The sequence below is a fragment of the Saccharopolyspora soli genome, assembly GCF_022678645.1.
Classification (GTDB): Bacteria; Actinomycetota; Actinomycetes; order Mycobacteriales; family Pseudonocardiaceae; genus Saccharopolyspora; species Saccharopolyspora soli.
This window is the reverse complement of the sequence record NZ_JALBWV010000118.1, coordinates 1-13,685: the sequence shown is the minus strand read 5'-3', so window position 1 is coordinate 13,685 and position 13,685 is coordinate 1. Positions and strand designations below refer to the sequence as shown.

The window sequence follows — 13,685 nt, the reverse complement described above, 5'->3', positions numbered from 1 at the left end:
CCCCCCCGGGGCCCCGCCCGGGTGTGTGCCCCCCCCCCCCCCCCCCCCCCCCCCCCCACCGCCGGCGGGGGCGGGGGGGTTCCCCCCGGCCCCCCCCCCCCCCCTTCCCCCCCCCACGACCCGCTCAGCCCTTGGCGGCTGCTTCCAGGGCCGCGATGTCGAGCTTGCCCATGCCGAACATCGCCCGCATCGCCCGTGCGGCCTTCTCCTGGTCAGGATCCGTGATCAGCTCCAAGAACCTGGTCGGCACGATCTGCCAGGACAGGCCGTACTTGTCCTTCAGCCAGCCGCAGGGGCCGTGCTCGCCGCCCTCGCCGAGCTGCTGCCACAGCCGGTCCACTTCCTCCTGCGAATCGCAGTGCACCTCCAGCGAGAGCGCTTCGGTGAACTTGAACTGCGGACCGCCGTTGAGGCCCACGAACTGCTGGCCAGCCAGCTCGAACACCACCACCATGACCGAGCCCGGCTCACCCGGTCCTGCGTCGCTGTAGCGCAGCACGTCGACAATGCGCGAGTTCTCGAAGATGCCGGTGTAGAACTCCGCCGCCTCCTCCGCCTGGGTGTCGAACCACAGGTTGGGCGTGATCTTCTGGCTGATCTCGTACATGTCCGTCTCCCGTCTGGTGGTCGCGTTCATGCTGACCTCAACGGGTTGGACCGGCCACTGCGGCAGAACTAATCGGTCACCAGGTCGGGCGCAGCGGCACGTGCGCGTCGGTGTCGTCGAGGCGGACGCCGAGGACCTGGTGCAGCTGGACGTTGTTGCGTTCGAAGCCCAGCTGGCAGGCTGCCATGTACAACCGCCACACCCGTGCTCGTTCGAGACCGACCTCCGCGACCGCCTCGTCCCAGTGCTGCTCCAGGTTCGCGCACCAACCGGCCAGGGTCAGCGCGTAGTGCTCGCGCAGGTTCTCCTCGTGGCGCACCTCGAAGCCGTTGTCGTTCATCGCCGACACCAGGGTGCCCACCGGCTCCAGCTCACCGTCCGGGAAGACGTAGCGGCCGATGAACTTGCCCGGTCGCGAGCCGCGTCTGCCGTCCGGTCGGGTGATGCAGTGGTTGAGCAACCGGCCGCCGGGAACCAGTTTGTCGTGCAGGAACGAGAAGTAGCTCGGCAGCTGCGCCAGGCCGATGTGCTCGGTGAGGCCGATGGAGCTGACCGCGTCGAAGCCGCTCTCCGAGACGTCGCGGTAGTCCAGGTGCCGGACCTCGGCTAGGTCTGCCAAGCCGCGTTCGGCGATCGTCTTCTGCGCCCACTGCGCCTGCTGCCGGGACAGCGTCACGCCGAGCGCGCGCACCCCGTAGTGCTCGGCCGCGTGCATCACCATGCCGCCCCAGCCGCAGCCGACGTCCAGCAGCCGCATGCCCTCCCGCAGCCCGAGCTTGCGCGCCACCAGGTCGTGCTTGGCGAACTGCGCTTCCTCCAGAGTGGACCTCTCGGTCGGGTACACCGCGCAGGTGTAGGCCATCGACGGCCCCAGCACCCACTCGTAGAACCGGTTGGACACGTCGTAGTGGTACGAGATCGACTTGCTGTCGCGGTGCTTGGAGTGCCGCCAGCCGCGCGGCCGGTGCTCGACCTCCGGCGGTCGAACCGGCCACCACAGCCGGTACCCTGCCAGCTTCACCGCCAACTCGCGCCGCAGGCCCGGTGGGATGTCGTTGAGCGCGACCGACGGGAACGCCGCCAGCGCGGTGTACATGTCACCGTGCACCTCGATCGCGCCGCTGACGTAGGCACGTGCCAGACCGAGTTCGCCCGGTGCCGCCGCCAGGTGCGAAAGCGCCAGCGGGGACCGGATTTCCACGCGAACGTCCGCGCCGGACCGACCGGCCTGGCTGCCGTCGAAGGCGCGGATTTCCACCGACACATCGCTTCCGAGGATGCGCGTGAACACCTCTGCCCAGCCCATCAGCGGATCTCCTTCCTGCTGCTCATTTCGCCCGCACACACTTCTCGTACAGTCCGGGAAGGCGGCCCTTCGGGTCGTACCGCTGCTTCAACCGCTGGTAGACCGGCTGGTTGTACAGCTGCCAGAACTCCGCCTCGGCGAAATAGGAGTCGGAGTACAACGACTTGTGGCCGTCGAGCTCGGTCACCGCGTGCTCGATCGCCCTGTTGTGCCGACCGGGCGCCTCGCCTGGCCCCAGCGGCACCGTCGCCCAGAAACCGACGTTGACGTACAACGTGTTCGGGTCCATCGGGTACAGCGGCCAGCCCGCCGGGTCGCGCAGCCGAACCGGGCACAGCCAGATCGGCTTGATGCCGATCTCGCGGTGGAAGAACTCCAAGAACTCCGGCAGCCGATCGACCGGGATCTCCACGTCCTGGATCACCGGCTCGTTCCCGCCCTTGCCGCGCAGCACCGCGAGCCGGTCGGTCACCGCGTGGCGGCGATCCCAGGCCACGATCCGGCGGTAGACGTCGGAGCGGCGGTACCGCGCTGGCCAGAACCGGCGGACCAGCGGATGTTGCGCGCCGAGCGCTCGGGAGCACCAGAACCAGTCGGTGTCCCAGCGCCACACGTAGTCGTGGATGTCCAGGTAGTCGATCTGCCGCTGCTGGAGGGACCGGTAGTAGATCTGCTGGCCGGTGTAGTCGCTGGTGAACGGCGCGCGGTCCACATAGGAGCCCAGCGTCAGGTAGTGCTCGCCGGGGCTGAACACGGTGCCGTCGACGAAGTCGACGCGCTGCCCGTCGAAGCTGCCGTCGCGGCAGATCTCGGCGATCGCGGTGGCGCACTCCCGCGCCGAGCCGAACCGCACGTGCTGCACCCGGACGTAGGGTTTGACCTGCTCCAGCTCGATCTCCAGCCGCAGCGCGTAGCCCAGCGTGCCGTAGGAGTTGGGGAAACCCCGGAACAGTTCGGCGTGCTCACCCTCCGGCCGGGCCCGGACCACCTGGCCGTCGCCGGTGAGGATCTCCATCTCCCGCATGGATTCGTGCGGCAGACCGTTGCGGAACGAGGTGGACTCGATGCCGAGCCCGGCGACCGCGCCGCCCAGCGTGATCGTCTTGAGCTGCGGCACCACCATCGGGATGAACCCGGCGGGCAGCAGTGCGGCCACGATGCTCTCGTAGGTCGCCATGCCCTGCACCTGGGCGATGCGGTTGGCCGAATCCACTTCCAGCACCTGGTTGAACCGCCCGACGTCCAGCCCCGGACTGTCCGACGGCGCGCGGAACCGGAACAGGTTCGACGTCGGTTTGGCCAACCGCACCGGCGCGCCGTCCGGTAGCCGCTCGTACTGCGCCACCAACGCGGCCACGTCATCGGAATGGCTGCCCGCCACGACCGTTCCCCGATCCACCATGCCTCGACTCTATTGCCGGGCCAGCCCCCAGGCATCCCGCTTTACGAGGGGCAAACATGCCCCCGTAGTGGACAAACACCCCGTAGTGGCCATCCGGGAGTGGGATGATCCACCAACGGAGATCGCAAAACGCCAGGTGATCGGGGCCGACTCGGCCATATTTGGTTGCACCGTGCAACGACACCGGGATTTCGGTCACACAGCCGGATCCGGATTACGCCGATCGTCGCAACGCCCAAGCCCGCAAGCCGCGGAAGCTCTGCACCTTCGTCGGCCCGACCGAGATCAGCCGGTACTCCCGGTGCCCCCGCAGCGCCTCCGCCAGCTCGCGGTCCACCAGCACCGAAGCGGGGCGGGCCACCGAGGTCAGCCGACTCGCGATGTTCACCGTGGAACCGTAGACATCACCGAACCTGGCCAGCACCGGTCCCTGCGCGAGCCCGATCCGCAGCGGCGGCAGCAGATCGGTCTTGGCGATCTCCTCGTTCAGCGTCAACGCGATCTCGGCGGCCTCGGCCGCGGTGTCGGTCACGAACAGCACCTCGTCGCCAACCGTCTTGATCACCCGGCCGTGGTTCTCCGCGACCACGCCACCGGCCAACGCCTCGAAACCGTCGATCAGCCGGGCCAACTCCAACTCGGTGAAGTCCCGGATCAACCTGGTGTAGCCGACGATGTCGGCGAAGCCGATCACCTGCACCCGCTCGGCCGCGCCGGGATCGCGTTCGGTGAGCTCGCGAGCCGCGCAGGCCGCCAGGTGCCGCCGCCACACGTAGTCCTGCATCCGCGCCATCACCGGCAGGATCACCTCGGCGACCTGGGCGGTGGTCACCACGTCCACCGCGAACTGCTCGCCGAGCAACGACTTGAAGATGCCCACCTGCCACTCCGCCAGCCGCGACATGGTCTGCGCCAGCGACCGCGCGACCGCCGACTCCAGCTCGGGCGGGATCACCTCGGCGGAGACCAGCTCGACCAGGGCGCGCAGCGCGGCGACGTCCGCATCGGTGAACACCACAGCGTCGTCGTCGACGTGCGCGAAACCCATCGCCTGCCAGAGCTGCTCGGCGCGGGCCACCGGCACCCCGGCCGCCGCGGCTACCTCGGCCTTGGTGTAGCGCGGCGACCCGCCGAGGATGGCGGCTTCGACCCGGTGCGCCGACGGCTCATCGCGTGGTTCGGACAACGAGCACATCGCATTCGGCCCGGCGGGACACCTCGGCTGGCACCGAGCCGAGGATCCGCCCCTTCAGCGTGTTCAACCCCCGGCTGCCCACCACCAGCAGGTCGGCGGCGGCCTTCTCGGCAGCGGACAGCAGCACCGTCACCGGCGCGCCGACCGAGGCGAAGGTCTCGATGCTCGTCGCGCCAGCCGCGCGGGCGACGTCGGTGGCTTCGCGCAGGGTGTCCTCGGCCGGTGCCGAACCGATCACCTGGAACGCCTCGTCGCCGAGCGCGTCCTGCGCCTGCTCGACCTCCCGCGCGCTGCTCGGGTAGTAAGCGCAGACGATCACCAGCCGGGCGGCCGAATCGCTGGCGACCTCGGCGGCGCGGGACACCGCGCGCAGCGAGGGCGCCGAGCCGTCCGTTCCGACGACGACGGTGCGGTATTTGGACATCGCACTCCCACTTCCACGGGTTGGCACCGGCTTGAACACTAACGATTCCGCCGCCGGACGGTCACGGGTCGCTACCGACCGCGCCGCGCCCCGCGCCGCGTTTCACCGGTCCACCGGCTGTTTTGTTCGCTCGGCCAAACGATCCGGAGAAGTCTCGTCCGACCCCACAACCTGATAATGCGCTGGACGCGCGTAGTTTTCGCCGCGACGTGCAAACCCATTGGTGATGCACGACACGGTCGAGGTAGCGCGGGCATTCGCCGAGCCGAATCACGCCAGGTACGTAACCTTTCGCGCAAAACGGATTCAACGGGAGAAGCCGTGACCACACCAAGTCTCCAGCCTGGGCGGGGGATATTCCGCCGCAAGCCCATCGGCGCGATCACCGAGGACGGGGAGACCGGGCTGCAGCGCTCGCTGGGCCTGTGGCAGCTCACCGCGATCGGGGTCGGCGGCATCATCGGCGCCGGGATCTTCTCGCTGGCCGGTGCCGTGGCCAACGAGAAGGCCGGGCCCGCCGTGCTGATCTCGTTCCTGATCGCGGGCATCGCCAGCGCGGCCGCGGCGTTCTCCTACGCCGAGTTCGCTGGCATGATCCCCAAGGCCGGTTCGGCCTACACCTACGGCTACGCGGTGCTCGGCGAGGTCGTCGGCTGGTTGATCGGCTGGGACCTGCTGCTGGAGTACACCGCGATCGTCGCGGTGGTCGCGATCGGCATCTCCGGGTACTTCAACGAGTTGCTCGGCTTCCTCGGCATCGACCTGCCGTACTGGATGATGGGCGCACCCGGCACCGAGGACGGCGATGCGCCGATCGGCAGTTACAAGATCAACCTGTTCGCCGCGCTGCTGTGCCTGCTGATCGCCTTCATCCTCAACCAGGGCATGAAGAGCGCCGCGCGCTTCGAGACGCTGCTGGTGTACCTGAAGGTCGGCGTGGTGCTGCTGGTGATCGTCGTCGGCGCGTTCCACATCAACGCCGGTAACTACAACCCGTTCTTCCCATTCGGCATCAGCGGCGCGTTCGCCGGAGCCGCGACGGTGTTCTTCGCGGTGTTCGGCTACGACGCGATGAGCACCGCGGCCGAGGAGTCCAGGGACGCCCAGAAGCACATGCCCAAGGCGATCATCTACTCGCTGGCCGTCTCCATGGTGCTCTACGTGCTTGCCTGCCTGGTCCTAACCGGCATGATCCCGTTCCAGCAGATCAGCGCCGAGAGCGCGTTCGCGAGCGCGTTCGCCGACGTCGGCCTGCCCGCGCTCGGCGCGATCATCGCGGTCGGCGCCATCCTGGGGATTCTCACGGTGATGTTCACGTTCATGCTTGGTGTGACCCGAGTCGGGTTCGCGATGAGCCGGGACGGCCTGCTGCCGAAGTGGTTCGCCAAGACGCACCCGGTGCGCAAGGTGCCCAGCCGCTTCACCTGGCTGATCGGCACCGCCTCGGCGCTGATCGCCGGGCTGCTGCCGATCGGCGAGGCGGCCGAGTTGACCAACATCGGCATCCTGCTGGCGTTCGTGATCGTGTGCGCCGCGGTGATCGTGCTCCGCTACAAGCGCCCGGACCTGCCGCGCGTGTTCAGATGCCCAGGCATGCCGGTCGTGCCGATCATCGGCATCGTGTTCTCGATCTGGCTGGTCACCTTCCTGGACCCGGTGACCTGGCTGCGCTTCGGCGTGTGGTTCCTCATCGGCCTGGTGATCTACTTCGCCTACGGCTACCGCAAGTCCAAGCTCAACACCCCGCAGTGAGCGGGCGCTGAAGCCCGGAACACCGGACGGGAGCACTGCGCCCCTCCGGTGTTTCCTTTTCGTTCAGCCACTTTCGACGGAGTGCTTCTGCGATCATGCCCGTCGATGACAGCCGGAACTGGTGTGCGTCGGCACCCGCTGGTGCCTGCGGTTGTGCTGCTCGCCGCCGGTATCGGGCTCGGCTTCCTGCTGCGCACCCAGGGCCTGCAGAACGCCGCGAACTGGGCGCAGCTGGTGTCGGTACCGCTGGCCATCGCGCCACTGCTGCTGCAACGGCAGGCCGCGGCCGTGGTCGGCACCCTCGACCAGGTCAGCCAGGCCCAGCACCGGCTCGCGAACCTGGTGTTGGCCCAGTGGGAGGACGAGATCCGCCTCCGGCAGCTGGACAATCCGGGCACGCTCGGGGTGCGCTGGCGGCTGGCCGACGCGCGGGAAGAACCCGCGCTCGCCGGTCGCACCGACCGGATCGACGAACTCGCGGCGGCGTTCCGCGGGCTCGCGCACCGGCGGATGGTCATCGTCGGTGACCCCGGCATGGGCAAGACGTCGCTGGCCGTGCTGCTGGTGCGCGAACTCGTGGCGTCCCAGGCGGCCGGAGATCCGGTGCCGGTGCTGCTGTCCCTGTCGAGCTGGCACCCGGCACAGCCGCTGCACGACTGGTTGACGCGGCGGATCGCCAAGGAGTACCCGGCGCTGGGCGCCGCGGAGCTCGGCGCCGATGCGGTCCGCAGGCTGGTCGCCGAACACCGGGTCCTGCCCGTGCTGGACGGCCTGGACGAACTGCCCGAGGCGCTGCGCCCCGCCGCGCTGACCGCCTTGAACGAGGCCATGACCAGGGATGATCAACTCATCCTGACCTGCCGCGGCGACGAGTACGAAACCGCCGTCGCCGAGGGCGGCGACATCACCCGCGCCATCGTCATCGAGCCGCTGCCGCTCACCACGTCCGATGTCGTCGGCTACCTGACCGACTGCCTGCGGAACCGGTCCGACCAGAGCTGGGCGACGTTGCTGGCGGCGCTCGACGACGCCGCGGCGAGCCCGCTCGCGGGCGCCCTGGCCACCCCGTTCGACCTGTGGCTGCTCCGCAAGATCTACATCGACGCCCGGTCCGATCCGGCGGAACTGCTCGACCGCGCACGCTTCCCGACATCCGCCGCGATCACCCGACATCTCCTCGACCACCTGCCCGACGCGCTGATCTACGCCGAGCAGGCCCAATCCGGTCGCGAGGAGCCAGGCTGGGATCCCGCGGACGTCAAGCGCTGGCTCACCTTCCTCGCACACCACCTCGACAGCACCGACGACCGCGACCTGGCCTGGTGGCGCCTGCACCGCGCGGTGGACACCGGACCGCGGTACCGCGCCGCGATCGGGCTGGCGTGGGGCCTGGGATTCGGCCTGCTGACCGGGTTGGTCGGCGCACTGACCGGGTTGTTCTTCGCCGCGTCCGCGGTCGGCCTGGTCGTCGGACTGCTCACCGGCTTCGGCACCGGACTGGGGTACGCGATGGCCGCCAGCCACGGCGCCGAACCCGCCTACGCGAACCTCCGCCTGCGCGGGCGGAGCCGCCTGCTGCTGACCTCCACCGCACAGCCGATGGTGCTGTGGGTGGCCAGCGGCCTCGGCGTCGGCACGTTGTTCCAGCTCGTCCTGGGCGCGGACTTCTGGGCCTTCGCGCTGATCGGCGCGGTCTTCGGGCTGGTGCACGGACTGATGGTGTGGATGGCGACGCTGGCGACCGACGACCGGGCGCAGAGCCCGGTCAGCACCCTGCGCGGGGACCTGCAGCTGATGTCGATCCGATCGCTTGGTTTCGGGGTCGTCGGCGGGCTGGCGATCGGGCTGGTGGCGGGCCTGGTGGGCTATCCCGCACTGCTGGGCTCGCTGGTCCTGGTGATGTTGATCGTGGTGCTGCAGGACCGCGACGTGCCGCCCGCCCTGGCCAGCCTGGTGTACCTCACCGCGGTCTGCGTCCTCCGGCTCCGACGCCGGGTCCCGTTCCGGCTGATGCGGTTCCTCGACGACGCCCACCGGCTCGGGCTGCTCCGCCGCGCCGGTCGCGTCTACCAGTTCCGGCACGCCAACCTGCAGGACCACCTCGCGGACAGCGACGACCAGGACCCGGATCCCGACTCCGCGTGATCCGCCGCACCGCGCGATCGATCAAGGTGTTTCTTCCGTCTCAGCGTGCACTGGATCACAGCGTCGCGGGCCCTCGGCCGCCTAGGGTTTTCGCATGTTGTCGGACGTTCCGGCGATGTTCACCTGGCCGGGCCTCAACGCCGAGGGGTGCTCGTGACACGTGTTCGCGAACTGAGCCCGTACGTCGAGTTGCACCGCGCGCAGTGGCGAGAACTGCGCGATTCCCTCCCCCTACCGCTGACCGAGGACGAGCTCGTCGCGCTTCGCGGGCTCGGCGAGTCGGTCGACCTCGCCGAGGTCGCCGACGTCTACCTGCCGCTGTCGCGGCTGATCAGCCTCCAAGTGGCCGCCCGCAAACGGCTGCACGAATCCACCACCACGTTCCTCGGTGAGGAGACGCGCGGCACCAAGGTGCCGTTCGTGATCGGCATCGCGGGCAGCGTCGCGGTCGGCAAGTCGACCACCGCGCGGATCCTGCGCGCACTGCTGGCCCGCTGGCCTGACCACCCGCGGGTCGACCTGGTCACCACCGACGGTTTCCTGTACCCGAAGGCCGAACTGGTCCGCCGCGGCCTGATGCACCGCAAGGGTTTTCCGGAGAGCTACGACCGGCGGGCGCTGCTGCGCTTCGTCACCGAGGTCAAATCCGGTGTGCCGGAAGTGGCCGCACCGGTCTACTCGCACATCGCCTACGACATCCTGCCGGGCGAACAGCACGTGGTGCGCAAACCGGACATCCTCATCGTGGAGGGGCTGAACGTGCTGCAGCCCGGCCCGAGCCTGACCGTTTCGGACTTCTTCGACTTCTCCATCTACGTCGACGCGCACACCGAGCACATCGCCCGCTGGTACGCCGACCGCTTCCTGACGCTGCGCGGCACGGCGTTCGCCGACCCGAACTCGCACTTCCACCACTTCGCCGAGCTTTCCGACGACGAAGCCCGCGCCGAAGCCGACCACCTGTGGCGCACCATCAACGAACCGAACCTGGTGGAGAACATCCTCCCCACCCGCCCGCGAGCAACCCTGGTGCTGCGCAAGGACATCGACCACGCCATCAACCGCGTCCGCCTGCGCAAGCTGTGATCGTCGCGGCCGGGCGGCCGCGTCAGAATCGCGTCAAGAAACTCGTGCCGAAACCGGAAATTCGGGCCATAAACGCCGAAACGGCTTGCCCGGCTCGTCGGGGGGTAAGAGCCGGGCAAGCCGTCGTCCCTACCCCGTCAGTGCGGCAGGGCATAGCACTTCTCCCGATCCGGAGACCAGCAGGGGGAGGAGCGGTCACCGAATCTCCTTGCCCGCTCCCAGTGGGAGCAACCACAGATTGCCGCATCCGGCGCGGCGGCAAACCCGTGCAAATACGCACTGCCATACGTATTCGCGGGCGTGGACGACCCAACGCGCACATCTCACCACCCAACGTCACGGATTTCGCGCGCCTCGGCAGTTGTGATCAAGGACGACTACGCCGCGCGGCTGCTCGTATTAGGCTGGTCGCGTGGCACGCTCGACATCCGGTCGGCGTCGGGTGGGAAACCTACCCGCTGACTCGACGAGTTTCGTCGGACGCCGACACGAACTCGCCGAGCTCAAACGGCTGCTATCCGAACATCGGCTGGTCACCCTCACCGGACCGGGCGGGGTGGGCAAGACCCGGTTGGCGTTGCGGGTGGCCGCCGACGTCCGGCGTGCCTTCCAGGGCGAGGTCTGGTTCGTCGATCTGGCGCAACTCCGGGAACCCCGGCTGATAGCGGAAACAGTCGCGGGTCAACTGGACGTGCGCGAGCAGTCCTCGCGACCGGTGACCGACACGATCATCGACCGGCTCTCCGCTGGACCCCTGCTGCTCGTCCTCGACAACTGTGAGCACCTCATCGACGACTGCGCGACGCTGGTGAGCACGCTGATCCTGTCCTGCCCGGAGCTGCGGGTGCTGACCACGAGCAGGCAATCCCTCGGCCTGGTCAGCGAATGCATGTTCCCGGTGGTCCCGTTCGTGGTGCCCGATCCGGACCAGATCGGCTCACCGGCCGCGGTCGCGCACTTCGACTCGGTGCGGCTGTTCATCGAGCGCGCCACCGCGGTGGTCCCCCGCTTCAACCTCGACAGCTGCAATTACCAAGCACTGGCCAGAATCTGCCACGACCTCGACGGGATTCCGCTCGCCATCGAGCTGACCGTGGCCCGACTTCGCTCGCTGTCGCTGGAACAACTCGCCGAGCGCCTGCACGAGCGGCACAACCTGCTGAGCAACGGCAGGCGCGGGTTGCCGCCGCGGCACCGGACCCTGCGCGCCCTGATCGACTGGAGCTACGAGCTGTGCTCGGAAATGGAACGCCGGGTGTGGGCCTGCGCATCGGTGTTCTCCGGAACCTTCGACCTAGAAGCCGTGGAATTCGTCGCGGGTGGCGACGACGTGCCGTGCGAGGACGTGCTCGTGCTGGTCGATGCGCTGGTGGACAAGTCGATCTTCCTGCCGCAGGAGGGCCCGAACGGCGTCCGCTACCGGATGCTGGACACCACCCGCGAGTACGGCGAGGAGAAGCTGGTCGCCGACGGTCGCCAGGTCGCGGTGCGCCACCGCCACCGCGATTGGTTCGCCCAGCTGGCAACCCGTTTCGCCGCCGCATGGGTCGGACCGGACGAACCGGCTTGGAACACGAGGCTGCACCAGGACTACCCCAACGTGCGGGTGGCGCTGGACTGCTGCGCACGCGAGAACGGCGACGCCAAAGCGGGGCTGCGAATGGCGGTTCGGCTGGTCGACTACTGGACGCTGCGCGGCTATCTCACCGAAGGCCGGATGTGGCTGGACAGATTGCTGTCCCACATGCCAGGACCATCCCGGGAGCGGCTGTCGGGTTTGGTGCTCAACGCCTGGTTCACCATCCACCAGGGCGACCTTTCCACGGCGCAGGCATACCTGGCCGAGGCCGCGGAACTGACCGACGAAGTGGGCAACGAGGAGCAGAACGGCTACCTGGCGCACGTCTCGGGCATGGCCGCGCTGGTCAGCGCCGACCTGAACCGCGCCGTCGGGCTCTTCGGGGAAGCCTGCGAGCAGTTCCGGAATTCGCAGCTGCTGCGCGGCGAACTGTTCTCGCTGTTCATGTACGGCTTGACCGTGGGGCACAACGGCGAGCCGGAACGGGGCCGCGCCCTGCTGGACACGTGCATCGATAAGACGATCCAGGTCGGCGACATCTTCTGGCGGTCCTACGCGCTCTGGGCGCGCGCCTCCATCGACGTCCTCGACGGCGATTTCGGCAAAGCCGAGGAGTCCTGCAAGGAAGCACTGCGGTTGGAACAACTGCTGGGCGACAAGTCGTCCATGGCGTTCACCCTGGAAGTGCTGGCCTGGGCGGCCGAAGGGCGTCGGGAGCACGCCCGAGCCGCCACGCTCTTCGGCATCGCCGGTGCGGTTTGGGAAGCGATCGGCGGGTCCCCCGAGCTCTACGCCACGCTCACCCAGCTGCACCACGAGCACTTGGACCGCACCCGCGACGCGCTCGGCGACAGCGGCTACGAGCAGGCGTTCAAGACCGGTTACGGGCTGTCCACCACGGAAGCCATCGACTTCGCGCTGGAAACCACGCAACCCGAGGCAGCGCGGCAACGCCCGGAGGAGGAGTGGGCGCACCTGCTGACCCGCCGCGAATTCGAGATCGCCCAACTGGTCGCGGAAGGCTTGACGAACCGGGACATCGCAGCCCGACTCGTGATCTCCCCGCGCACCGCCGAGGGCCACGTGGAGAAGATCCTGTCGAAACTCGGCTTCAGCTCGCGAGCCCAGATAGCCGCCTGGATGACAGCCCACCGCGACTCGCTGTAACGGTGCCGGTCGTGAGTGCGAAACCGGGCTGTAGCACGGTTTGTCACTCACGAGACGCACGGTCGCGATTACGATGCGCGGCGTGAGCACTGGTGGTCTTGCGCGCGATCCGATGCCGTTGCGGGGCCGGGCGGCCCTGGTGACCGGCGTCAGCCGCAGGCAGGGCATCGGATACGCCATCGCACGGCGGCTCGCGGCCTACGGCGCGTCGGTCTTCCTGCACCACTACCGGCCGCACGACGTCGATCAGCCCTGGGGCGGCGACGATGTCGGTGCGGTGCTCGACGGCGTCGCGGAGCAGTTGGTGCCCGGTGCGCGGATTTCCGATACCAGCGCGGATCTGGCGGAACCCGAAGCCCCGCAGCGCCTCGTCGATGCGGTCGTGGCGGAGTTCGGGCACCTCGACGTGCTGATCTGCAACCACGCGCGCAGCGGCTCCGACGGGGCGCTGGGCGAACTCGACGCCGACATGCTCGACGGGCACTGGGTGGTCAACGCCAGGTCGACGATCCTGCTGGCCCAGGCGTTCGCGGCGCGGCACGACGGGCGGCCGGGCGGCCGGATCGTGTTCCTGACCTCGGGCCAGCAGCAGGGCCCGATGCCAGGCGAGGTCGCCTACGCCGCGGCCAAGGGCGCTCTCGCCGAGCTCACGGTGACGCTGGCCGACCAACTGGCGGATGCGGGAATCACGCTCAACACGGTCAATCCGGGCCCGGTCGACACCGGCTACCTCGACGAACCGACCTGGCGATCGATCCGCCCGATGTTCCCGTTCGGCCGCTACGGCGAACCCGACGACCCGGCCCGGCTGATCGCCTGGCTGGCCACCGACGAAGCGCGCTGGATCACCGGCCAGGTGATCAACACCGAAGGCGGCTTCGCCCGCTGGCGCCCACGCGGCTGAACGGTCTCGTGGGTGGGGAAAACCGGTGGCACCCGCGTTGGCCCGCACGGCCCGTGGCCGCCGCGGGGGGGTTGGGGGGGGGGCCACAGGGGGTGGGGGGGGGGGGGGGGGCGGTGCG

10 protein-coding genes are annotated in these 13,685 nt (G+C 68.9%); 5 read left to right on the top strand and 5 right to left on the bottom strand.

Features of this window, described 5'->3' with window-relative positions; genetic code table 11:
- Positions 1-124 precede the first annotated feature (124 nt).
- The 5 genes from MOQ72_RS42705 to MOQ72_RS42685 form a co-directional block, all read right to left on the bottom strand.
- A complete protein-coding gene (locus MOQ72_RS42705; protein WP_242191772.1) occupies positions 125-637 on the bottom strand; it encodes a VOC family protein in 513 nt (170 codons plus the stop codon).
- Positions 638-683: 46 nt separating this feature from the next.
- Complete coding sequence (locus MOQ72_RS42700; RefSeq protein ID WP_242191771.1) at positions 684-1,913, bottom strand: SAM-dependent methyltransferase; 1,230 nt, start codon at positions 1,911-1,913, stop codon at positions 684-686.
- 22 nt (positions 1,914-1,935) lie between these two features.
- On the bottom strand, positions 1,936-3,315 hold the full coding sequence (locus tag MOQ72_RS42695) for an FAD-binding oxidoreductase (protein WP_242191770.1): 1,380 nt from the start codon (positions 3,313-3,315) through the stop codon (positions 1,936-1,938).
- Positions 3,316-3,529: 214 nt separating this feature from the next.
- Positions 3,530-4,501 carry an adenylate/guanylate cyclase domain-containing protein gene (locus tag MOQ72_RS42690; protein ID WP_242191768.1) on the bottom strand — a complete coding sequence of 324 codons (972 nt, stop codon included), beginning with the start codon at positions 4,499-4,501 and terminating at the stop codon, positions 3,530-3,532.
- Positions 4,482-4,934, bottom strand: a complete 453-nt coding sequence (locus MOQ72_RS42685) for a universal stress protein (RefSeq protein ID WP_242191766.1) — start codon at positions 4,932-4,934, stop codon at positions 4,482-4,484. The genes MOQ72_RS42690 and MOQ72_RS42685 overlap by 20 nt, the downstream gene beginning before the upstream one ends.
- 321 nt (positions 4,935-5,255) lie before the next feature.
- Between MOQ72_RS42685 and MOQ72_RS42680 the strand changes: the two genes are divergently transcribed.
- The 5 genes from MOQ72_RS42680 to MOQ72_RS42660 all read left to right on the top strand — a co-directional run bounded on the left by MOQ72_RS42680 (position 5,256) and on the right by MOQ72_RS42660 (position 13,567).
- Positions 5,256-6,686: an amino acid permease gene (locus tag MOQ72_RS42680; protein WP_242191764.1), complete on the top strand. Its 1,431-nt coding sequence runs from the start codon at positions 5,256-5,258 to the stop codon at positions 6,684-6,686.
- Positions 6,687-6,791: 105 nt separating this feature from the next.
- Positions 6,792-8,831, top strand: coding sequence for an NACHT domain-containing protein (locus MOQ72_RS42675; protein ID WP_242191762.1), 2,040 nt, complete (start codon positions 6,792-6,794; stop codon positions 8,829-8,831).
- A gap of 153 nt (positions 8,832-8,984) precedes the next feature.
- A complete protein-coding gene (gene coaA / locus MOQ72_RS42670) occupies positions 8,985-9,917 on the top strand; it encodes a type I pantothenate kinase (protein WP_242191760.1) in 933 nt (310 codons plus the stop codon).
- A gap of 412 nt (positions 9,918-10,329) precedes the next feature.
- Positions 10,330-12,663, top strand: a complete 2,334-nt coding sequence (locus MOQ72_RS42665) for an ATP-binding protein (protein WP_242191758.1) — start codon at positions 10,330-10,332, stop codon at positions 12,661-12,663.
- A gap of 112 nt (positions 12,664-12,775) precedes the next feature.
- Positions 12,776-13,567, top strand: coding sequence for an SDR family oxidoreductase (locus MOQ72_RS42660; RefSeq protein ID WP_372495650.1), 792 nt, complete (start codon positions 12,776-12,778; stop codon positions 13,565-13,567).
- Positions 13,568-13,685: the final 118 nt, after the last annotated feature.